The sequence below is a fragment of the Polaribacter sp. L3A8 genome, from assembly GCF_009796785.1.
Classification (GTDB): domain Bacteria; phylum Bacteroidota; class Bacteroidia; order Flavobacteriales; family Flavobacteriaceae; genus Polaribacter.
The window spans coordinates 1,224,027-1,245,415 of sequence record NZ_CP047026.1 but is presented as its reverse complement, the minus strand read 5'-3'; the positions used below and the strand labels follow the sequence as shown (position 1 = coordinate 1,245,415).

22 protein-coding genes are annotated in these 21,389 nt (G+C 30.9%); 11 read left to right on the top strand and 11 right to left on the bottom strand.

Going from position 1 to position 21,389, the window contains the following annotated elements; translation table 11 throughout:
• Positions 1 to 19: 19 nt before the first annotated feature.
• Positions 20 to 352: an ArsR/SmtB family transcription factor gene (locus tag GQR92_RS04890; RefSeq protein ID WP_068449881.1), complete on the bottom strand. Its 333-nt coding sequence runs from the start codon at positions 350 to 352 to the stop codon at positions 20 to 22.
• Between the two features lie 157 nt (positions 353 to 509).
• Between GQR92_RS04890 and GQR92_RS04885 the strand changes: the two genes are divergently transcribed.
• Positions 510 to 1,373, top strand: a complete 864-nt coding sequence (locus GQR92_RS04885; protein ID WP_158838061.1) for a hypothetical protein — start codon at positions 510 to 512, stop codon at positions 1,371 to 1,373.
• 117 nt (positions 1,374 to 1,490) lie between these two features.
• Here the strand turns inward: GQR92_RS04885 and GQR92_RS04880 are convergent, their stop codons facing one another.
• The gene (locus GQR92_RS04880) at positions 1,491 to 2,489 is read right to left on the bottom strand and encodes a YhdH/YhfP family quinone oxidoreductase (protein WP_158838060.1); all 999 of its coding nucleotides are present in this window, start codon (positions 2,487 to 2,489) and stop codon (positions 1,491 to 1,493) included.
• Positions 2,490 to 2,630: 141 nt separating this feature from the next.
• On the opposite strand from GQR92_RS04880, the gene GQR92_RS04875 reads away from it, so the two are divergent.
• Both GQR92_RS04875 and GQR92_RS04870 read left to right on the top strand, forming a co-directional pair.
• Positions 2,631 to 2,945: a winged helix-turn-helix transcriptional regulator gene (locus GQR92_RS04875; RefSeq protein ID WP_158838059.1), complete on the top strand. Its 315-nt coding sequence runs from the start codon at positions 2,631 to 2,633 to the stop codon at positions 2,943 to 2,945.
• A gap of 32 nt (positions 2,946 to 2,977) precedes the next feature.
• Entirely contained in the window at positions 2,978 to 3,883 is a 906-nt protein-coding gene (locus GQR92_RS04870; protein ID WP_158838058.1) for an EamA family transporter, read from the top strand.
• Positions 3,884 to 3,940: 57 nt separating this feature from the next.
• Here GQR92_RS04870 and GQR92_RS04865 read toward each other — a convergent pair whose 3' ends face one another.
• From GQR92_RS04865 to GQR92_RS04845, 5 genes are all read right to left on the bottom strand, one after another.
• The gene (locus tag GQR92_RS04865; RefSeq protein WP_158838057.1) at positions 3,941 to 4,480 is read right to left on the bottom strand and encodes a peptide-methionine (S)-S-oxide reductase; all 540 of its coding nucleotides are present in this window, start codon (positions 4,478 to 4,480) and stop codon (positions 3,941 to 3,943) included.
• A 215-nt stretch (positions 4,481 to 4,695) separates the two neighbouring features.
• On the bottom strand, positions 4,696 to 4,899 hold the full coding sequence (locus tag GQR92_RS04860) for a hypothetical protein (protein ID WP_158838056.1): 204 nt from the start codon (positions 4,897 to 4,899) through the stop codon (positions 4,696 to 4,698).
• 58 nt (positions 4,900 to 4,957) lie between these two features.
• The gene (locus GQR92_RS04855) at positions 4,958 to 5,233 is read right to left on the bottom strand and encodes a Bor family protein (RefSeq protein WP_233270011.1); all 276 of its coding nucleotides are present in this window, start codon (positions 5,231 to 5,233) and stop codon (positions 4,958 to 4,960) included.
• A gap of 165 nt (positions 5,234 to 5,398) precedes the next feature.
• Positions 5,399 to 7,387, bottom strand: coding sequence for an excinuclease ABC subunit UvrB (gene uvrB, locus GQR92_RS04850; RefSeq protein ID WP_158838055.1), 1,989 nt, complete (start codon positions 7,385 to 7,387; stop codon positions 5,399 to 5,401).
• Positions 7,388 to 7,491: 104 nt separating this feature from the next.
• Positions 7,492 to 8,367: a sugar phosphate nucleotidyltransferase gene (locus GQR92_RS04845; protein ID WP_158838054.1), complete on the bottom strand. Its 876-nt coding sequence runs from the start codon at positions 8,365 to 8,367 to the stop codon at positions 7,492 to 7,494.
• A gap of 59 nt (positions 8,368 to 8,426) precedes the next feature.
• Between GQR92_RS04845 and GQR92_RS04840 the strand changes: the two genes are divergently transcribed.
• Positions 8,427 to 9,029 (top strand): alpha-ketoglutarate-dependent dioxygenase AlkB family protein, encoded by a 603-nt coding sequence (locus tag GQR92_RS04840; RefSeq protein WP_158838053.1) that lies wholly within the window; start codon positions 8,427 to 8,429, stop codon positions 9,027 to 9,029.
• A gap of 1 nt (position 9,030) precedes the next feature.
• On the opposite strand, the gene GQR92_RS04835 is transcribed toward GQR92_RS04840, so the two are convergent.
• The 3 genes from GQR92_RS04835 to GQR92_RS04825 form a co-directional block, all read right to left on the bottom strand.
• Entirely contained in the window at positions 9,031 to 9,741 is a 711-nt protein-coding gene (locus GQR92_RS04835) for a LytR/AlgR family response regulator transcription factor (RefSeq protein WP_158838052.1), read from the bottom strand.
• 3 nt (positions 9,742 to 9,744) lie between these two features.
• Entirely contained in the window at positions 9,745 to 10,779 is a 1,035-nt protein-coding gene (locus tag GQR92_RS04830; protein ID WP_158838051.1) for a sensor histidine kinase, read from the bottom strand.
• A gap of 163 nt (positions 10,780 to 10,942) precedes the next feature.
• A complete protein-coding gene (locus GQR92_RS04825; RefSeq protein WP_233270009.1) occupies positions 10,943 to 11,971 on the bottom strand; it encodes a Kelch repeat-containing protein in 1,029 nt (342 codons plus the stop codon).
• A 229-nt stretch (positions 11,972 to 12,200) separates the two neighbouring features.
• Between GQR92_RS04825 and GQR92_RS04820 the strand changes: the two genes are divergently transcribed.
• From GQR92_RS04820 to GQR92_RS04790, 7 genes are all read left to right on the top strand, one after another.
• Positions 12,201 to 13,523 carry a DUF4270 family protein gene (locus GQR92_RS04820; protein WP_158838050.1) on the top strand — a complete coding sequence of 441 codons (1,323 nt, stop codon included), beginning with the start codon at positions 12,201 to 12,203 and terminating at the stop codon, positions 13,521 to 13,523.
• Position 13,524: 1 nt separating this feature from the next.
• Positions 13,525 to 14,769 (top strand): hypothetical protein, encoded by a 1,245-nt coding sequence (locus GQR92_RS04815; RefSeq protein WP_158838049.1) that lies wholly within the window; start codon positions 13,525 to 13,527, stop codon positions 14,767 to 14,769.
• Positions 14,770 to 14,837: 68 nt separating this feature from the next.
• Entirely contained in the window at positions 14,838 to 15,728 is an 891-nt protein-coding gene (gene rluF / locus GQR92_RS04810) for a 23S rRNA pseudouridine(2604) synthase RluF (protein WP_158838048.1), read from the top strand.
• A gap of 300 nt (positions 15,729 to 16,028) precedes the next feature.
• The gene (gene tgt, locus GQR92_RS04805; RefSeq protein WP_158838047.1) at positions 16,029 to 17,159 is read left to right on the top strand and encodes a tRNA guanosine(34) transglycosylase Tgt; all 1,131 of its coding nucleotides are present in this window, start codon (positions 16,029 to 16,031) and stop codon (positions 17,157 to 17,159) included.
• 73 nt (positions 17,160 to 17,232) lie between these two features.
• The gene (locus GQR92_RS04800) at positions 17,233 to 18,324 is read left to right on the top strand and encodes an LptF/LptG family permease (RefSeq protein WP_199269181.1); all 1,092 of its coding nucleotides are present in this window, start codon (positions 17,233 to 17,235) and stop codon (positions 18,322 to 18,324) included.
• Positions 18,311 to 19,225, top strand: a complete 915-nt coding sequence (locus tag GQR92_RS04795) for a DMT family transporter (RefSeq protein ID WP_158838046.1) — start codon at positions 18,311 to 18,313, stop codon at positions 19,223 to 19,225. Before GQR92_RS04800 ends, GQR92_RS04795 begins: the two co-directional genes overlap by 14 nt.
• Positions 19,226 to 19,299: 74 nt before the next feature.
• Entirely contained in the window at positions 19,300 to 20,253 is a 954-nt protein-coding gene (locus GQR92_RS04790; RefSeq protein WP_158838045.1) for an acetyl-CoA carboxylase carboxyltransferase subunit alpha, read from the top strand.
• Positions 20,254 to 20,330: 77 nt separating this feature from the next.
• On the opposite strand, the gene GQR92_RS04785 is transcribed toward GQR92_RS04790, so the two are convergent.
• Positions 20,331 to 21,359, bottom strand: coding sequence for a TlpA family protein disulfide reductase (locus GQR92_RS04785; RefSeq protein ID WP_158838044.1), 1,029 nt, complete (start codon positions 21,357 to 21,359; stop codon positions 20,331 to 20,333).
• Positions 21,360 to 21,389: the final 30 nt, after the last annotated feature.

Sequence of the window (21,389 nt, the reverse complement as noted above, 5' to 3'; positions counted from 1 at the left end):
TTAATGAATATAAATTTTTTTAACAGCAATCTGTTTTTTGAGATAAATCTTGATTTAAAAACTCAGACATAACCGTTTTCATTGCGGTCCAGTTTTCTTTATGAATACAGTAACAAACACTTGTGCCTTCTACACTTCCTTTTATCAAACCTAAATGTTTTAATTCTTTTAAATGCTGAGAAATGGTGGGTTGTGCCAATCCTATTTCGTTTACTAAATCACCACACACACAAGAATCAATTTTAAACAAATGTTGTAAAATAGTTACTCTTGCCGGATGTCCAAAAACTTTAGCAAATAATGCTATTTCATTTTGTTGATCGGTAAACATTTCGGTTTTTGCTAATCCCATATACTTGTTTTATTCATTCATTGCAATATTACGATTAATATTTTATTTACTGATAAATATTTTGATTTTTTTTTAAGTGGTAGAATTTGGTTTATCAAGTGCTTACAAGTATCTTTATTGATAAAAAAATAAACATCTTATTGATATAACAAGTATTATGAATTTTAAAAACGTATTATTTATCCTATTTATAGTATTTTCTAACTTGATTACCGCTACAGAACGTCCTTTTTTTGATAAAAAGAAAGATCTTTTAATTGCTCAGTTTGATAGCAAACCAGATCCTGATGATATTCATGCACAAGCAGCTTTGGGTAGCCTATTAGCACATAAAGATTTTAAAGGAGTTCACTATTATGCTGTTGCTGGCGCTATAGGTAGTCAGAATGGAAAATTTATAGCTTCAGATAGATTATTTAAGATGGCATTTGGTAGAAAATGGACAAATGCTCACACAGATTGGGATGGTTCTGTAAAAAGAATTACTAAAAAAGTGGTAGCTGTTTTAAAAAAAGGAGGAAAAGTTTGGGTGCAAGAAGCAGGACAATCTAATATTACAGCAGATTGGGTTGCAGAGGTTCTTAAAACAGTTTCTAAGGATGTTGTAAAATCGAATGTAATTGTAGTACAACATAGTAGTTGGAACGAAAAAAAAACAGCTGCGTTAGATTTGCAATATGTAAAAAGTAAAACTACTTATTTTGCGTTGGATGATGGGAATCATCCTAAAGATGGTAAAAAGGGAGATCGAGGATCATATTCGACTCCGGAGTATAGAGGTAAAGATATTAAATGGATAACCTTGGCTAAAACTGCAACAAATAAAAAAGTACGAAAACTTTGGATAGAAGCCGATGCTATTATTGCAAAAAAATTTCCAAATAAATTTCCTCATAAATGGTCTTATATTCATTATGATGGTGTAGATTATTCAGACAGTGTAGAGATTTGGTGGATTTTTAATATTGGTGAAGCAGCGGATAGTAATTCTAAATTTTGGGAAAGATACGTTCTAAATTAATAACAAGTTGTTTCACATTTAAAGTATAATTAAACTAAAATGCCTCTAATGTAGAGGCATTTTAGTTTATTAAAAAATCAGCAATTTTTTTTTGGGGAATCGGGGGAACTATATTATTTATTGTTCTAATGCAACCAAGGTTCGCCCTTTTAATTTTCCCTGTAGCATTACATCTATTTTTGTATTTAATTCATCTAAAGATATTTCAGAAGAAGCTTCTGTTATTTGTTCATTTTTCCACTCGTTAGCTAGTTTATTCCATACTTTTTCTCTGTAGATCATTGGGTAGTTTTGAGAATCGATACCAATTAAAGTAACTCCTCTTAAAATAAAAGGAAACACGGTTAACTCAAGTTTTGGAGAAGCTACATTTCCGCAACAAGTTACAACTCCCATCGGATGTGTCGCTTTTATAATGTTTTCTAGAATTACACCACCTACAGTGTCAATTCCTCCTGCAAAAAGAGGTTTTAAAAGCGGTTTTTTTGCCATTTCTTCAAAATCTTTTCGTAGGATAATTTCATCTGCTCCAAGTTTTTGTAAAAATTCAATTTCAGTTTCTTTCCCTGTAATTGCAGCTACTTTATAGCCTAACTTTTTTAAGATGGCAATACTTGTAGATCCAACGCCACCTGTAGCACCAGAAACTACGATAGTGCCGTCTTCTGGTTTTACCATTTCACTTAATCTTAAAACCGACATACCAGCGGTTAAGCCTGCTGTACCAATTGTCATAGCTTCTTTCATAGAAAGATTTTTGGGCAACTTTACAACCCAATCTTCTGGTACTTTAACATATTCTGCAAAGCCTCCGTCTGTATTCATTCCTAAATCGTAACTTGTAACAATAACTTCATCAGAAATTTTAAATTTTTCAGATTCAGAAGAAACAATGGTTCCTGCAGCATCAATGCCTGGTGTGTGTGGGTAATTTCTGGTTACACCTTTATTTCCTCTACTAGACAAGGCGTCTTTATAGTTTAGAGAACTATAGTGTACTTTTATTAATATTTCGCCTTTTTTTAACGCTGTAAAGGGTGTTTTTTTAACAGAAGAAATATAGTTTCCATCTTTTTCTTCTACTCTAAAAGCTTTGTAATTCGATTGATTTTCCATATTGTTATTTTAGCTGTTTTCCTTACTTTTACATCAAAGTTCGATTAAAATATTTTGATACACAAGAGCTTACGAATAGTACCCTTACGAACATTTTGTGCTGTTTTGTCTGTTTATAATGCTTGTAAGCCTAAAAAAAAAATGAAAAAAAGTTACTGTCCTATAGATACTTTTATAAATACCATTAAAGGAAAAAGAAAAGGCACCATTATTTTGCATCTTTTTCAAGGTGATAAAAGGTATAGTGAATTGGTTCGGCTTATGCCGGATATTAGCGAACGCATGATGTCTAAGCAACTAAAAGAGTTAGAAAATGATGGTTTACTTATTAGAACGGTTTTTCCGGAAGTGCCACCAAGAGTAGAGTATAGTTTAACGCAATTAGGAATAGACATTCGCCCTGTTTTAAAAGGAATGTATAAAGGTGGTTTGTTGTTTGAACAAAGTCTTGAATAGTTGTAAAGTGATGTCTAATTAATTTATTGTTTATGAAATACTTATTTGGCGTTACTATGATTTGGGCTTTTTCGTTTAGCTTAATTGGAGTATATCTTTCTGGGTATGTAGATGCATGGTTTTCTGTCTTGATGCGTATTGGTATTGCTACCATCATATTTTTGCCTTTTTTAAGGCTGAAAGAAATTAAAGCAGCAACAATTTTAAAACTTATCGCAATTGGTTCTGTCCAATTAGGTTTGATGTATTGTTTTTATTTTCAGTCGTTTTTATTTCTCACGGTTCCAGAAGTGTTACTTTTTAGTGTACTTACACCGATTTACATTACTTTATTAAACGACATTTTAAGTAAGCGATTTCATAAAAGACATTTACTTACTGCTTTAATAGCTGTTTTAGGAGCTGCTTATATTCAGTACTCAAGTATTAACGAAAATGTGTTTTTAGGTTTTATGATTACCCAAGGTGCCAATCTTTGTTTTGCTGTTGGTCAAATTGCTTACAAGTATGTATTAAAATCTACACCTGAATTAGAAAGCACACCAAAGCATACTATTTTTGGATTGTTTTTTATTGGAGCGTTTTTAGTAGCTCTAATTGCTTTTTTCATTTTTGGGGCAACAGAAAAGTTACCAACCACATCAGTTCAGTGGGGAGTAATCATATACTTAGGCGCTGTGGCTTCTGGTCTAGGTTATTTTTTTTGGAACAAAGGTGTTGTTATGGTAAATACAGGCTCGTTAGCGATTATGAATAATGCGTTAGTTCCAATAGGTTTAATTGTTAACCTTGTTATATGGAATAAAGAGGCAGATATTCAAAAGATTTTAATTGGTGGAAGTCTTATTTTCGCTTCCCTTGCGCTTAATGAATACCTCAATAAAAGAAATAAAGAAATAGATAAGTCATTGTTCATTAAGAGTATAGAGGCTAATTAAGATTTGCTTTTTTATGCTTGGTTTAAATTACAGTCTTAACAGAGTTATAGCTAACTATTAGTTGTTACTTTTTTTATACTTATGCAGTATCTCTAAAGGAATGTGACAATAAGAATGATCATTCGGATGCAAGGTTAATCTATCTTGATGTTCTGCGTCACTTAGTATAAAATTTGTTAAAGGAAGCACTTCAATAGCTATTTTTTTTATGGTTTTATTTTGATGATTTAGTGTCTGTTCTACTTTTTGAATGTATTTTTTTGCCTTTAACAGGTGATTTTGATTATCACTATAGATGCCTGTGCGATATTTCTCTCCGATATCGTTTCCTTGTTGGTTGATGCTATAAGGGTCAATAATTTCTAAAAAATGATGAATTAAATCTTCAATTGAAACAAGCTGAGGGTCAAAGGTAGTTTTTACACATTCTGCATAACTATCATAGGTTGTTTTAGTAGATTTGGTAGCGCCATTAGCTCTGCCAGCTTGAGTTTCAAGTACACCAGGTAGGTGTTTTAAGAACTCTTGTACCCCCCAAAGACAACCGCCCGCAATATATATCGTTTCCTTTGATGCTATTTGTTCCTTTTTTGTCATTTTTATTGTTAGCTAAGTTACTTTTTTAAGCCAAGAAATAAAGAGTAGAAACATTCTTTTTTTATTTATTAGAATATACATATAAGCTTTCTGTTAAAAACAGCAATTTCATCACGCAGTTTAGTGGCTATAAGAAAATCTAAAATTTTATTATGAATATCTTATGTATTTGTGATAATTCTATTTAGGAGGAGTTTGGCAGTATAAAAGTGATTTTATGCTGTTTTTTTATTTTTCAGAACATACTTTTTAGTAAAAAGGGTAAGTGTCAAAAATATTCCAAAAAGAATGATTTTTCCAGCTAAATATCCATAACCATATTCTGTTAATCGTTCTAAATCTGTAGTTAGTATTTGTATTATGTTAACTAATATTATTAGAGAAATTATGATTGAAACGTAAAATATTACTTTTTTCATTTTTCTTTTTTTCAAAAGAAAGGTAATTATAAATTACCTTTCTTCTTAAATTCATTAACTATTTAGTTACTGTAGTAGTTGATGGAGTATATATTCCAAATGTTAAAGCAGATACTAATCCGTTAACAAATGATTGTCTAGTTGTTACTGTATAATCTTTTGCACCACCTGCCATTTGCTTAGAATCAGAAACTCCAACTGGAGCTAATCCATAAACAACATAATGATTCCATTGAGTTGTTTGAGAGTTTCCTTTAGCACCTTCTCCAACAACACTAGTATATGAGTAGCAAGAAGTTAATAACATTGATGAAGCAAATACTACTGTCATCATTTTCATTGAATTTTTAATCATTTTTTTTAATTTAAATATTTATTTATAATACTCTCTTTGAGTCTGGTTTAAAATACCTTATCATCATAAACCTTTAATAAGGATACTTAATTTTAAGGACAGCGAATTTATATTTTTATTAAATAAAAAGCAAACTAAATAGAATTATAATTTCTCCCTCAAAACAGCAATTTCATCACGTAGTTTAGCGGCAACAATAAAATCTAAACCTTTGGCGGCAGCTTCCATCTGTTTGCGTTTATCTCTAATACGTTTTTCTATTTCCTCTTTTGGTAAATATTGTAAATCTTGTTCTGCGGCTACTTGTTTTGCGTTGTCATAATGGTAACTAGAAACAGCAGATTTAGACAAAGTATCGTCAATTTTTTTGTTGATTTGAGTCGGAGTAATCCCATGTTTGGTGTTGTAGGCAATTTGTTTTTCTCGTCTGCGTTCGGTTTCATCAATGGTTTTTTGCATGCTGTTGGTCATTTTATCAGCATATAAAATAGCCAAACCGTTTACATTTCTTGCGGCTCTACCAACGGTTTGTGTTATAGATCTATGACTTCTTAAAAAACCTTCTTTATCGGCATCTAAAATTGCGACTAAAGAAACTTCAGGTAAATCTAAACCTTCACGCAAAAGGTTAACTCCAATTAAAACATCAAAAATACCTTTACGCAAATCTTGCATAATTTCTACACGCTCTAAAGTATCTACGTCAGAATGAATATAACGACAACGAATGTTTACTCTTGTTAGATATTTGGTCAGTTCTTCTGCCATTCTTTTGGTTAATGTAGTTACCAAAGTACGTTCGTCTTTTTCTACACGAACCTGAATTTCTTCAATTAAATCATCAATTTGGTTTAAACTTGGGCGAATTTCAATAACAGGATCTAATAAACCCGTAGGGCGAATAATTTGCTCTACAAAAACACCTTCAGTTTTTTCTAGTTCGTAATCTGCAGGCGTTGCAGAAACATAAATTACTTGGTTCTGTACACCTTCAAATTCATCAAACTTTAACGGACGATTGTCCATTGCAGCAGGTAATCTAAAACCATATTCAACCAAATTTTCTTTTCTACTTCTATCGCCACCATACATGGCGTGCGTTTGCGGAATGGTCACATGGCTTTCATCAATCACCATTAAATAATCATCCGGAAAATAATCTAACAAACAGAAAGGTCGTGTTCCAGGTTCTCGTCCGTCTAAATAACGAGAATAGTTTTCAATACCAGAACAATAACCCAATTCACGAATCATTTCTAAGTCAAACTCAGTTCGTTCTTTTAAACGTTTTGCTTCTAAATGTTTTCCTATTTCTTTAAAATATTCCACTTGTTTCATCATATCTTCTTGAATTTGATGAATGGCATTTTGTAAAATGTCTGGTGATGTTACAAACAAGTTTGCAGGATAAATGGTGAGTTCACTAAAGCTTTCTAAAACGATATTGTTTTCTAAATCGAACGATTCTATTTCTTCAATTTCATCACCAAAAAAATGGACTCTATAGCCATTGTCTCCGTAAGACGGATAAATGGTAACCACATCACCTTTTACTTTAAAGGTTCCACTTTTTATTTCGTGTTCTGTTCTAGAATATAAACTTTGTACTAATTGATGTAAAAATTTGGTTCTTGCAATTTGTTGATCAACATGAATAGGAATTACGTTTTTCTTAAATTCTACAGGGTTTCCAATACCATACAAACAAGAAACCGAAGCAACGACCAACACATCTCGTCTACCAGAAAGTAGGGAAGAAGTGGTGCTTAAACGCAAACGTTCGATATCATCATTAATAGATAAATCTTTTTCTATAAAAGTTCCCGTTACCGGAATGTAGGCTTCTGGTTGATAATAATCGTAGTAAGAAACAAAATACTCTACAGCATTTTCAGGAAAAAATTGTTTAAATTCAGAATACAATTGAGCTGCCAATGTTTTGTTATGTGCCAAAACTAAGGTGGGTTTGTCTACTTGTTTTACCACATTGGCAACGGTAAACGTTTTACCAGAACCCGTTACCCCTAAAAGTGTTTGATATTTTTCGCCACCTTTAATGTTTTTTGTAAGTTCTTTTATTGCTTGCGGTTGATCTCCGGTAGGAGAAAACTCTGATACCAATTTAAATTCCATGCTGTAAAAATACGGATACTTTTATACAAAATATCCGTATTTTTTAAGTTTTAAAAAGTGTTGTAATCGCTTTTTAAAATTTTGGGGAAGCTAGGTTCTTTTTATTACGCATTCCAATCTAAAGTAGTGTAATTCTTTTTTAGATATGCTTTTACAATTGCGATATCATCTTTAGAAGACAAATCTGGAACATGTTCCGAAAGCGGAATTCCGACCACTTTATTATCGGTTTCTGTAATATAATTTAACAAGGCAGTTTGCATTTCTTTTTCATTTCTTCTAGGATGCACGGGGCAATTCTTTAAAAAAGGATAGAATTCTTTTCCTTCAAACTTAAAAATATTCATGCTGACTCTTAACTTTTGTTCTCTATCGTAAAAATTAGGAACATCTTGTTCTGATGGTTTTTCAAGAATATGTACCAGTTCATTATGCTCGTTTAATTTGGTGAGAGCAAACTTAGAAATTCGCTCTAAAGGAAACTCTAAAGTATCTCTGTTATATGAGATAAATGCATTTTTATGCTCTGTTTCTCTCAATAAATTTAACGCTTTTGTAGAATATAAATTATCACTATTACAGACCGTATAAAATTGATTGTTCAATTCGGGAAACTGCTCTACCGCTTGTAAAAGTGCATCTGCGGTTCCGAAAGGTTTTTCTTTATTTGCAGGAATATATTGAATGGGGAAAGAAATATTTAACTCGTTAAAATTATTGTTTTTATCTTTGCTACCGTAAAATTCCTTAAACAAACCACCTTTTTCATTAATTACAATATAGATATTTTTATAACCCGCCTTTTTAGCGTTATACAAAAGATAATCTAACACAGGTCTACCAGAATTATCTAAACTAATTAAACTTTTACTTCTGTTGTTGGCTTGTGTAGTTTCATCTGAATTTATAGTTTTAGAAGTCGCAGGTTTTTTCATTCTAGAAGATGCGCCACCTGCTAATATGATTAAATTATTGTGCATAAACTCTTATTTTATCCTTTAAAAGTAATCATTTCAAGTTTAATTAGTATTTTTATTTTATGGATTTATTCTCGACAGAAAGCATCAAAAATATTTTACCTTTTGATGGGGTTACCAATTACCACGGACTTGTTTTAGATAAAAAACAATGTGAATTTTATTATCAAAAATTGATGGAAACCATTCAATTTAAAAATGATGAAGCAATTATTTTTGGTAAAAAAATCATCACCAAAAGAAAGGTGGCTTGGTATGGCGAATCTGAATATTCTTATACCTATTCTAAAATAACAAAAAGGGCAAATATTTTTACTGAAGAGTTGTTAGCTTTGAAAGAAATCGTAGAACGAGAAAGTGGAGCAACCTATAATTCTTGTCTGTTAAACTTATACCCTACAGGAGCAGAAGGAATGGCATATCATTCTGATGGAGAAAAAATGTTACGAGAAAATGGCGCTATTGCTTCGTTATCTTTAGGAGCCGACCGTAAGTTTTCTTTTAAGCATAAAAAGAACAAACAGAGAGTAGATATTGTTTTAGAAAAAGGAAGTTTATTAGTGATGAGAGAAGGTACTCAAACCCATTGGCTTCATCGATTACCACCTACTAAAAAAGTAAACTCGCCAAGAATTAACCTGACTTTTAGGACCATAGAATTGTAAATTAATGATCAATTTTTTTGATAAATTCTTCACGGTAATTTAAACCAATCGGTATCCAATTATCATCAATAATAATTCTATTTCTTTGTACTGAATAAATGTGTTTTAAAGAAACAATAAAGGATTTATGTACACGTATAAAGTTTGTTTTTCCTAATTTTTCTTCAAAGCTTTTGAGGCTGCTGAGCGTTAAAATAGGTTTTTCTTTATGGGTATGAATTTTAATATAATCTTTTAAAGATTCGATATATTTAATATCGCACAAATTTATTTTTAAATTTTCGTATTCAGATTTTACAAAAATAAAATCAGGATTTATTTCTTGGTTTGCAACCGGTGTTTCTTCTTCTTCTTCTTTTGATTTTAATAAATTTTGAGCTCTTGTGGCTGCTTTTAAAAATCGATGAAACGGGATGGGTTTTACAAGGTAATCGATGGCGTTTAAATTAAAACCCTCTACTGCATAATGAGAATAAGCGGTAGTGAAAATAAACATGGGTTTTGTTTCTAGAGATTTTATAAAATCGATTCCAGAAAAATCAGGCATTTCTATGTCTGTAAAAACTAAATCGATTGTTTGTTCTTGTAAAAAGCTTGTAGCTTCAAAACCGTTAGAGCAAGATGCGACTAATTCTAAAAACGGAATTTTAGAAATAAAATCTTCTAATAATTCAAGTGCAAGCGGTTCATCATCAATAATTATACACTTCATATTTTATTTTTTTAATTCGATTTTTAAATGAATTTCAAATGATTTCTTTGTGTTTGTAATCTCTAAAGTATGTGTTTTTGGGTACAATAAGTTCAACCTATTTTGTATGTTTTCTAAACCAATGCCAGAATCTTTATTGATGGTGTTTTGTAAAGAGCATAGATTGTAAACGGCTAGGTGTAATTGATCGTTAATGGTAGAAATCTTTATGTTAATGTCTGTTTTTCCTTTATAATCTGTTCCGTATTTAAAGGCGTTTTCTATAAAAGAGATGAGCAGTAAAGGCTCTATTTTGTAGTTTAAATCTCCATGAATATTTATTTTTACACCACTAGAATCTTTTAAACGTAACAACTGTAAAGAGATGTAGTTTTTTATATAATCTATTTCTTTTTCTAAGGAAATTAACTCTTCATTGGCTTCATAAATCATATACCGCATGAGTTCAGAAAGTGTAACAATGGCCACAGTTGTATCGTCGGACTTTTTATTAGCTAAAGAATAAATGCTGTTTAAAGAGTTGAATAAAAAATGAGGATTTAACTGTGCTTTTAAAAAAGATAATTCAGAATTTACTTTTTGAGAAGCAATTAAAGTTCTTTCTTTTTCTGATTTATACCATTCAGAAACTAGTTTTATACAAGTACTTAAAGCAAAAAATAAGAGCAATAAAATAGGCGGTCTTAAGTTTATGTTATTTTGACGACGTCTTGAAAAGTTGTGATCGAATCCATTATTAAGAAAAGGGGGTTTTAGTGAAATTTTTAGAAAAGATTCTATTACATAAATTACAGAAAATATAATTACTAAAGAAAGAACAACATATAGAATAATTTTTTTATTCAGTAAAAATTTAGGAATTAGTACTAAATAATTTAGATAAAAAGCAGCAATAAAAATGAAGTTTAAAATGTAAAACTGATTAGGAATGGTGCTAAAGCGAGCATAAGACTGAATGGCGGTAATAGCCAGAAAAAAAATCCATATAAGACTATGAATCAGTATTTTTGTATTCAGTTTTTTTAATGTTGTATTCAAGCTATCCATTATTTAATAGGTGCAAAATTATGAAGGATGTTTCTAAAAAGTCTCCCAATGAATTGTTGTTTTTATCACAAAAAAGATTAAAAATGAAGAAACTGATTTATAGTATCTTCATTTTTAATCTTCTATATTTTTAGAAAAATAAGTTTACTAAAACTTAATCGTCTTCATTTTCTAATTCATCGGGTCTAAATTCCCAAACATCATCAAAATAATAACTACCACTTCTACCCATTAAAACAAAAGCTTTAGAATCGAAAGTAAAGGCAGAGGCATCTTGTCTTGCAGTACCTTCAAATACAGGTAACTCATCCCAAGTATCTGTACTTGGGTCATATTCCCAAGTTTCTGTGGTAATAGAACCAGAAATACCGGTAGTTACATATCCTTTTCCATTTAATGAAAAAGCGGCTCCACTGCTTAATAGAATTTCATAATCATCGTCGTCGTCGTCATCATCGTCTAAGTCAGTTAGCCTTGTCCAAGTAGTACCATTAAATGCATAAAAATCTTTTTCGTATGCACCATTATGAATTCCTAAACCAATATAAGCTACATCATTAATGGTAAAAACAGACGCATTTTGACGCTTTTCTCCACCAAAACCAACTGATTGCTCCCAAGTATTTGCGGCTACATTGTATTTCCAAAAATCTTTTTGTTCGCTGCCATCGTAACCAGTACCAATATAACCATCGTTACCAATAGTAAAAGCGATTGCTCCATATCTTGCGGTTCCTGCAAAATCTGCTTTTTGTGTCCAAGCATCTGATGATGGATCATATTCCCAAAAATCATTTAGCCTACTCTCTCCGTCATACCCTGTACCTAAATATCCTTTTCCGTTAATAGAAAAACCAACAGCACCACTTCTTGCAACTCCCGGAAAATTGGCTTTTTTTACCCAATAATCATTGTCAGAATTGTATTCCCAAGTATCAGCTAAATAATCATCACCATCATGGCCGGTAACTAAATATCCCTTTGTACCAATGGTAAAGCTTACTGAGTTTGCTCTAGAATTTCCATCAAAAGTAGAACTTTCTACCCAGTTTCCGTACTCATCGTCATCATCATCATCACTACTACATCCTATAAAAAATAGAGACATTAGCAATGTTGCTAAAAAGAGTTTAGAACTCTTTTGTATTAAATTTGTTTTTCTCATTAGATTTAATTTATTCATTTGCTTAATTATTTGGCAAACGTAAAAGCTATTTAATTTAAAATAGTACAAAATAGACAAACAGGGGTATTTTACAGATAAACATGTAAATCAAATGTTAATTTTCTTAAAAGGTGTTAATAATTGAGTTTAGAGGTGTTTTTTAGTGGTAAGTCTATAAAAAAATAGCGTTTATATATTTTGTGATTTTTGATGAAAACGACCCTAATACTTTTGCTAAAAAAGTAAAATGAGGTATTTAATTATTGGTGTTTTAAGTTTTGTTTTTCTGATATCCTGTGCAACAGATGATACTACTGTTTATGAAGTTGGTAGTGATTTTATAGAAAACAATATTCAGGTTAGGGTTATAGATACGTTTACGGTAAAAGCAGGAACTTTTAAACGAGATTCTATTGTTACTGAAAGTACAAATAGAATTTTAGTAGGTAATGTGGTGGATGAAAATTTAGGTAGTTTGTCTGCAAAATCATATCTACAGTTAATAAACTCTAATTTTTCTATTGATACCAATGCAGAATATGATTCTATTGGGTTTATTTTAAATTATGATAATTACTATTATGGTGATACAACTAAAATACAAACCTATACTTTACACAGAATTACAGAAACGGTAGAAACAGAAGATAATAATAGTTTATACAATACTTCTTCCTTAAAATATGACGCCAATATTTTAGGTCAAATTTCATTTACACCAAGGCCCAATAGAGCTACGGATTCATTATTTATTAAAATGGATAACGTTTTAGGGGAAGAAATTTTTGATAAAATTGTAGATAATGATATTAATACTACAGATGATTTTTTACAATATTTTAAAGGATTAGCGATTGTACCAAATACAACAGTAAATAGCCATATTCTAGGTTTTAATGCACAAGTGGGGCAAAGTACCGTTGGTAACTCTGGTATGCGCTTGTATTATTCGGTAAAAGATGATGATAGTGAAGATAATAGCTATTATATGGACTTTACAATTTCTAGTGCCGCCAAACAGTTTAATCAAATTGAGGGAAACTTCTCTAATTCCACTGTGGGGAATTTTGAAGATGGAGAAGAAATTAAAATAAGTACAGAAACAGATAATTTACTATTTGCACAAGGAGGCATTGGTGTTACACCGAGAATAGAAATTCCCTCTATAAAAAGACTCACTGAATTGTATGAAAATGCAACCACTTTAAGTGCAACATTAACCTTTAATCCGCTGTTAGGTAGTTATAATGAAGACAACCCCTTGCCAGAATCTTTATCGGTTTTTGTGGTAGATCATAAAAATAGAATTATAGAACAGCTTACAGGTATAGATGGCAATGTTGCGTCTGCTATTTTAGTTGAAAATAATGATGAGTTTGATGAAAACACGTATTACACTATCGATTTAAGTGGCTTTGTAGAAAGTATTCTTTTTACAGAAGAAGATTTAAATTATGCATTAATGATTCAGTATGAAGATTACACAAAAGAAGTGGATAAATTGGTTATAGAAAATAACCCAAGTACCAATAACGAAGTAAAATTATCAGTAAAATTTTTAAACTATTAAGATGAAAAAGAACCTACTATTAATAGTGTTAATTGGATCTGTAAATGTTTTGTTAGGACAAGTAAATACAAATACACCCTATTCTTTGTTTGGTTTAGGGGTAGAAAATAAAACAGCAACCGGAGGTTTAACAGGTTTAGGAAATACCGGTATTGCACAAGCAAACCCATTTGAAATAAATTTATTTAACCCAGCGAGTTTAAGTGGTGTTTTACCAAAATCGTTCTTGTACGAGTTTGGTTTAAATGGTACCTATTCTACATTAAAAACAAATAGTGTTAGTGAAACTTCTACGAACGGAAATATCTCACACATTGCCATCGCATTTCCAATAAAAAAAGATTGGGGTGTGGGTATTGGCTTGCTTCCGTATACAAAAACAGGTTATAATATAGATGTAGAAAATGCCATTGAAGGAGCTACGGATACTTATATTACAAGGGTAACAGGAGAAGGGGGCTTGAATAAATTTTATTTATCCACCGGTTTTAAGGTGATTAAAAACCTATCTTTTGGTGTAGATGTTTCTTTTCTCTTTGGATCTATCAATCAAGAAAGTTTAGCCTATGCAGGCTCTTTAGTTTCTATTAGCGATCAAAATTATTATGGAGGTGTAAAGCTAAAAACAGGTTTGCAATACAAATTACCAACTATTAAAGGAGTCGAAACAATACTTGGTGGTACTTTAGAATTACCAAGCTCTTTAAGCGGAACGCAAACAAGAACATCTTATAAAACAACTTCTAGCGGAACATCAATAGCTATAGAAAGTGAGGTTGAAAATGATTTAGATAATTTTGAACTTCCGCTTACTTACGGAGTGGGAATTACATTGGTCATCAACAAAAAAATTACCACCAGTTTGGATTATCGTAAATTACTTTGGAGTGATACCAATCAGCAACAAAATAACGAGAGTTATGCAAACCAATCTATTTATGCTTTTGGTGTACAGTTTGTATCTGCAAAAGAAAAATACAGTTATTGGTCTAATGTAAAATACAGAGCAGGAGTAAATTACAACACGGGGTTTTTAAAAATATCCAATGAACAGATAGATAGTTATTTTGTGTCTTTAGGAGTAGGTTTACCTATGAAAAAATATAGCAATGATTACTTTAATATCTCTTATTCGTATGGGAGAGAAGGTACTTTAGAAAACAAATTAATTAAAGAGAATTTTCATAAAATTACTTTAAACTTAAATTTTGTGGGTAAATGGTTTGATCAAAGAAAGATAGATTAGATAAGAATAACAATTTTAGACACATAAAATTATAATCTTATACTTACTTTTGCATAAAATTATTTTCTTTGGACAATACAAATAAAAAATCTACAAACCTTAATAAATATATAAGTTCTTCTGGTATTTGCTCTCGTAGAGAAGCAGAAAAATATATAAAAGAAGGCAGAATTACAATTAACGGAAGAGCCACTCAATTAGGAAACAGAGTAGGAGAAAAGGACGTTGTAAAATTCGATGGAAGGTTAGTAAAACCCAAAGACGAAATTCTATATATCGCTTTAAACAAGCCGGTTGGTATTGTTTCTACAACAGATGAGAGAGAGCCAAATAATATTGTAAAGCATGTAAATTACCCAGAACGATTATTCCCGATTGGGCGTTTAGATAAACCGTCTGAAGGATTAATTTTTCTTACAAACGATGGTGATATTGTAAATAAAATTTTACGAGCAGGCAACAATCACGAGAAAGAATACTTTGTTTCTGTAGACAAGCCTATTACAGATGAGTTTATCCAAGCAATGGGAAGCGGAATTCCTATTTTAGGTACCATGACCAAAAAATGTTTGGTAGAAAAAATAAGTGGTAAAATTTTTAAAATCATTTTAACACAAGGTTTAAATCGTCAAATTCGTAGAATGTGCGAGCACTTAGGTTATGAAGTAACCAAGTTAAAACGTACAAGAATTATGAATGTAGAGCTTGGATATTTGCAAGCAGGAGATTGGCGAGAATTAACCGAACAAGAAATGAGTGAAATTAATAAAATGATTTCTACCTCTTCTAAAACAGAAGAAGCATCTGCTGTTAAAGAAAAACCAAAAAAGCAAACTTCTAAGAAAAGAGAAGCGCCAACTAAAAACGATTTTAATAAAAAAAGTGCCTCTTTTAGAAAGTCATCACCAAAAAGTAAAAGAAATAGTGGCGGTTTTTCTGCTAAAAAGAAACGCTGGTAGTTTTTGGGAGTTCCTTTTTAGGTCAGGCTTTGCTCTGCAATCTTTTTTATTTAAAAAAATAAAAAAGGATTTCCGTTGCAATCCTTAACGCGCATTTTTGCCAACAAAAGTAGGGCTGTAACTTTTCGTTTTTTATAACACTTCATTTTATTTATCAATTCTTAAATAATAGTATCTTTGCCAGCAATGAAAATAAAGTTTATTTGTTTTTAGAATAAATAAATTAGAGAACAAAGTAATTATACACGTTCTTAATTTTGTGATTAATTTTAATCACAAGAATCATCAAAATTTATACGATTGAAATTCGACTTAAAAATAACCGACCCAAAAAGTAAGGCAAGAGCAGGAGTAATAACTACTGATCATGGAGAAATTGAAACGCCAATATTTATGCCTGTGGGTACTGTTGGAACCGTAAAAGGAGTCCATCAAACAGAACTTAAAAACGAAATAAATCCCGATATTATTTTAGGAAACACCTATCACTTATACTTACGTCCAGGAATGGATATTTTAGAAAAAGCAGGTGGTTTGCATAAGTTTATGAATTGGGATCGTAACATCTTAACAGATTCTGGAGGTTACCAAGTATATTCTCTTTCTGGAAGAAGAAAAATTAACGAAGAAGGGGTGAAGTTTAAAAGTCATATAGATGGTTCTATGCACTTTTTTACACCAGAAAACGTAATGGAAACGCAGCGTACCATTGGAGCTGATATAATTATGGCGTTTGATGAATGTACACCGTATCCTTGCGATTATAATTACGCAAAAAGATCTATGCATATGACGCATAGGTGGTTAGATAGATGTATCAATCATTTAGATAAATTACCATTTAAATATGGTTTTGAGCAAACCTTTATGCCAATAGTACAAGGAAGTACGTATAAAGATTTGCGTAGACAATCTGCCGAATATATTGCAAATTCAGGACAACAAGCAAATGCAATTGGAGGTCTTTCTGTAGGTGAACCTGCAGAAGAAATGTATGCAATGACAGAAGTGGTTACAGAAATTTTACCAGAAGACAAGCCACGTTATTTAATGGGAGTTGGTACGCCAATTAACATTTTAGAAAACATTGCTTTGGGTATCGATATGTTCGATTGTGTTATGCCAACAAGAAACGCAAGAAACGGAATGTTGTTTACGGCACATGGTTCTATCAACATCAAAAATAAAAAGTGGGCAGAAGATTTTTCTCCAATAGATGATATGGATATTACTTGGGTAGACACTATGTACTCAAAAGCTTATTTACGTCATCTTTTTGCTGCAAAAGAAATGTTAGGAAAACAAATAGCTTCTATTCATAATTTAGGTTTTTATGTTTGGTTAACTCGTGAAGCAAGAAAACATATTTTAGCAGGAGATTTTAGAGAGTGGAAAGATATGATGGTAAAACAAATGGATAAGCGATTATAGTTAATGGTTTATGGTTGTTAGTTTTTAGTTGCAACCACAAACGATAAACCACAAACCAACAACAAAAATAATTTTGAAGATAATAGATTGGTACATATTAAAACGATTTTTGGTAACTTTTGTGTTTACCTTATTAATCTTGATTCCTATTGCAATTGCGATAGATATATCAGAAAAGATTGATAATTTTTTAGAACATACAGATTTAGGGTTTTACCAAATTGTAGATGAGTATTATAAAAATTTTATCATCTATTATGCAAACACGTTTATGCCTTTGGCATTGTTTATTGCGGTAATTTTATTTACTTCTAAATTATCAAACAATACAGAAATTATTGCCATTACTAATGCAAAGGTTTCTTTTACACGTTTTTTGTATCCTTATTTTGTTGGAGCTACTTTAATTACCATTGTTTCTTTAGCAATGAATCATTTTGTAGTACCTAGTAGTAGTAAAGAAAGAAAGAAATTCGAAAAAGAGTACATTCAGAATAACAGACAGAAACACGAGTTAAAATACGTAAAAGAGTTTAGTTTACAACTAACAGATAGTACGTACATTTTTATACGAAGTTTTGATACGGAATCTAATTCTGGTTATGATTTTACATCAGAAGTTTATAATGGTATAGAATTGAAATCTAAATTAGTTGCAAATAGAATAAATTATAGTGATAAAGATTCTTCTTTTACCTTGTCTAACTGGAAAATGCGTAAGATTTTTAAAGATAGAGATAGTATTTTTTCAGGAGTTAAGATTGATACTGTTTTTAACTTTACACCTAAAGATTTAATTTATAAATCTGCATTAGCACAAGAAATGCCTTCTAATGAATTGCTTAAATTTATTGGCATTTCTAAAAAGAGAGGTGTTAAAAATTTAAATGCTTATTTGGTAGAGTTTCATAAAAGAACAAGTTTGCCAATAGCTTCTTATATCTTAACAATTATTGCAGTAGCTTTAGCATTTAGAAAACGAAGAGGTGGTACTGGTGTTAATTTAGCATTGGGTATTGGTATTATGTTTCTATATGTTTTTTTAATGAAAATAGCTGAGGTTTTAGGCGCTGTAGCAGGAGTAAATTCGCTACTTTACGTTTGGTTACCTAATATAGTTTTTGGCTGTTTGGCCATTTATCTTTATTTAAATGCAAGAAAGTAAATTAAAAAATTATTTACTGCTGCACCTTATTATTTTTATTTGGGGTTTTACAGCAATTTTAGGAGCTTTAATTAGCTTAGATGCCATACCTTTAGTTTGGTACAGAATGTCTTTAGCAGTTATTTTTATTGTACTGTATTTTGTTTTCAAAAAAAAATCTTTTAAGGTTGATAAAAAAGGACTTGTTAAGTTTTTTGTAACAGGTGTTATCATTGCTTTGCATTGGGTCTTTTTCTTTAAAGCGATTAAGGTTTCTAATGTTTCTGTTGCGTTGGTAACCATGAGTACAGGTGCTTTTTTTGGCGCTTTAATAGAACCTGTTTTCTTTAAAAGAAGGATTAAGCTTTTAGAAATAGTGTTGGGTTTAGTCGTTATTTTAGGACTTTACATTATTTTTAATTTTGAAAGTCAGTATCAACTAGGTATTTTTTATGCGTTAATTGCTTCATTTTTAAGTGCATTATTTGCTGTTTTAAATGGTCTTTTTATTCAAAAATATACTGCAGAAATCATTTCTTTGTATCAACTGTTTTTTGGAGTTCTTGTTATAACGATATATCTTTTAATTACAAATAAGTTTTCGGTATCCTTTTTTGTTATTCCAACATCAGACTGGATGTATCTTTTTCTGTTAAGTAGTATTTGTACAGCGTATGCATTTATTGTGTCAGTTAAAGTGATGAAATATATATCGCCCTATACAGTAATGTTAACCGTTAATCTAGAGCCTATTTATGCAATCATCTTAGCGCTTTTTATTTTTGGTGATAAAGAAAAAATGAATCCAGAGTTTTATTTTGGAGCATTTATAGTATTGTTTGTCGTTTTATTAAACGGAATTATAAAAAATAAAACGGTAATCAGAAATAAACTGAAAGAGAAAACTGTTAGAAAAAAATAGCTTCTTTTTTTAAAAAACAACTAATTTTATAGTATGTTTGTCTATCCAAATAACTAAAATCAAATAATTACAATATGGAGTATTTAGATTTTGAAATGCCAATTAAAGAGCTTTTAGATCAACTAGATAAGTGCCAATTAATTGGTAAAGAAAGTGATGTAGATGTAAGCGCTACTTGTAAAAAGATCGATAAAAAATTAGAAAAAGCTAAGAAAGATATTTATAAAAACTTAACGCCTTGGCAAAGAGTTCAATTATCTAGGCATCCTAATAGACCTTATACTTTAGATTATATTAAGGCTATTTGTGGTAATACTTTTATGGAGCTTCATGGTGACAGAAACGTAAAGGATGACAAAGCCATGATTGGTGGGCTTGGTAAAATAGGAGATCAATCTTTTATGTTTATTGGTCAACAAAAAGGGTACAATACAAAAACGCGTCAGTATAGAAACTTTGGGATGGCAAACCCTGAAGGTTACAGAAAAGCGTTGCGTTTAATGAAAATGGCAGAGAAGTTTGGTATTCCTGTGGTTACTTTATTAGATACACCTGGTGCATATCCTGGTTTAGAAGCAGAAGAGCGTGGACAAGGAGAAGCTATTGCTAGAAATATTTTAGAAATGACGCGTTTAAAAACACCAATTATAACAATTGTTATTGGTGAAGGAGCGTCTGGTGGAGCTGTTGGTATTGGTGTTGGTGATAGAGTGTATATGATGGAAAATACTTGGTATACGGTTATTTCTCCAGAATCTTGTTCGTCTATTTTATGGAGAAGTTGGGAGTATAAAGAACAGGCTGCTGCCGCATTAAAGTTAACAGGGGCGGATATGAAGAGAATGAAACTAATTGACGGAATTATTCAAGAACCAATAGGTGGTGCGCATACAGATAGAGAAGGAGCTTTTAAGGCTGTACAAGAACAGATTTTAACTGCCTTTGATGAGTTAAAAGATTTAAATGACGTAGATTTAGTTATGCAAAGAATGGATAAATATGCTGCAATGGGGGTTTATAAAGAATAATTCAAGTGAATAAATAAGACATAAAAAAAGCGAAATCTAAATTTAGATTTCGCTTTTTTTATGTCTTATTGTGAATTTTAGATGTCTAAAGATTCTAATAAAGATTTTAATCTAGGATCAGAAGGTCTTGGTGCATTTGCTTCTACAATGTTTCCTTGTGGGTCAATTAAGATAAATCTTGGAATACCAGATATTTGATATGCTTGTTGAAAGCTAAAATCTTGTCCTGCCCAAAGTTGAACTCCACCTAATTGATTTTCTTTTACAAAATCTCTCCATTTTTTTTCTGCAGCTTCCCAAGTACCACCACTTCTTCTAGATTCATCTGTAGAAATACTTACAAATTCAATGTTTTTATTATGAAATTCTTTTTCAATGTTTTTTAAAGAAGGTATTTCTCTAATACAAGGTCCGCACCAAGTTGCCCAAACATCTATATACACGTATTTTCCTTTAAAAGAGTCTAAAGATTTTTCACCACCTTTTGCGTCTTTATAGTCCTCAAATTTAGGAGAAGCATTTCCTTTTGCCATTTTTTTATTGGACTCATAGGTTTTTTCAAAATACTCAAACATTTGTATATTTTGTTTAGATGCCATGTCAACTAAAGAGCTATCTAAATCATTGTAAGAAGTTAAAATACTGTCAAATTCTTTTTTTAATAAACTTACTTTTGTGTCAAAAGCATCTTTATCTAGCGCAAAAATATCAGCAGGGTTTCCTATACTCTGGCTTTTTTCTAACTGAGCAACTATAAAGTTTGTGTTAGAAGATCCATTTCCAGAATACGTAAAGCTTGTCATAAATTTATCAGCATCTCCTTTAATAGAAATATCAAATCCATTTTTTAAATAAATTGGCGCTCTTTTTTCTTTACTTGTTTGAAAAGTGTAGATATCTATTTTAGGAACTTTTAATGTATCATTAAAAGAACCATCTTCTTTAATAGTAATTGTTTTAACTACACCTGTTCTACCAGAAATTGTAATTATAGAATCTTTGTTGTTTTCTAATTTTCCTGATAAAGAAATGTATTCTTTAGAATGTTCTTTTGTACAAGAAGCAATTACTAGCATTGTAAAAAGTGCAAGACTTATTTTTTTCATTTGTTTTATTCTTAAGTTTAAAAGCAAAGA

Coding starts and splice junctions, on each gene's coding strand:
- GQR92_RS04885 (WP_158838061.1), top strand. CDS start 510: ATGAATTTTAAAAACGTATTATTTATCCTATTTATAGTATTTTCTAAC.
- GQR92_RS04860 (WP_158838056.1), bottom strand. CDS start 4,899: ATGAAAAAAGTAATATTTTACGTTTCAATCATAATTTCTCTAATAATA.
- GQR92_RS04820 (WP_158838050.1), top strand. CDS start 12,201: ATGAGGTATTTAATTATTGGTGTTTTAAGTTTTGTTTTTCTGATATCC.
- GQR92_RS04865 (WP_158838057.1), bottom strand. CDS start 4,480: ATGACAAAAAAGGAACAAATAGCATCAAAGGAAACGATATATATTGCG.
- GQR92_RS04880 (WP_158838060.1), bottom strand. CDS start 2,489: ATGGAAAATCAATCGAATTACAAAGCTTTTAGAGTAGAAGAAAAAGAT.
- GQR92_RS04835 (WP_158838052.1), bottom strand. CDS start 9,741: ATGAAGTGTATAATTATTGATGATGAACCGCTTGCACTTGAATTATTA.
- GQR92_RS04855 (WP_233270011.1), bottom strand. CDS start 5,233: ATGATGACAGTAGTATTTGCTTCATCAATGTTATTAACTTCTTGCTAC.
- GQR92_RS04840 (WP_158838053.1), top strand. CDS start 8,427: ATGGATTTATTCTCGACAGAAAGCATCAAAAATATTTTACCTTTTGAT.
- GQR92_RS04785 (WP_158838044.1), bottom strand. CDS start 21,359: ATGAAAAAAATAAGTCTTGCACTTTTTACAATGCTAGTAATTGCTTCT.
- uvrB (WP_158838055.1), bottom strand. CDS start 7,387: ATGGAATTTAAATTGGTATCAGAGTTTTCTCCTACCGGAGATCAACCG.
- GQR92_RS04825 (WP_233270009.1), bottom strand. CDS start 11,971: ATGAATAAATTAAATCTAATGAGAAAAACAAATTTAATACAAAAGAGT.
- GQR92_RS04795 (WP_158838046.1), top strand. CDS start 18,311: ATGCAAGAAAGTAAATTAAAAAATTATTTACTGCTGCACCTTATTATT.
- GQR92_RS04815 (WP_158838049.1), top strand. CDS start 13,525: ATGAAAAAGAACCTACTATTAATAGTGTTAATTGGATCTGTAAATGTT.
- GQR92_RS04890 (WP_068449881.1), bottom strand. CDS start 352: ATGGGATTAGCAAAAACCGAAATGTTTACCGATCAACAAAATGAAATA.
- GQR92_RS04875 (WP_158838059.1), top strand. CDS start 2,631: ATGAAAAAAAGTTACTGTCCTATAGATACTTTTATAAATACCATTAAA.
- GQR92_RS04870 (WP_158838058.1), top strand. CDS start 2,978: ATGAAATACTTATTTGGCGTTACTATGATTTGGGCTTTTTCGTTTAGC.
- GQR92_RS04790 (WP_158838045.1), top strand. CDS start 19,300: ATGGAGTATTTAGATTTTGAAATGCCAATTAAAGAGCTTTTAGATCAA.
- GQR92_RS04845 (WP_158838054.1), bottom strand. CDS start 8,367: ATGCACAATAATTTAATCATATTAGCAGGTGGCGCATCTTCTAGAATG.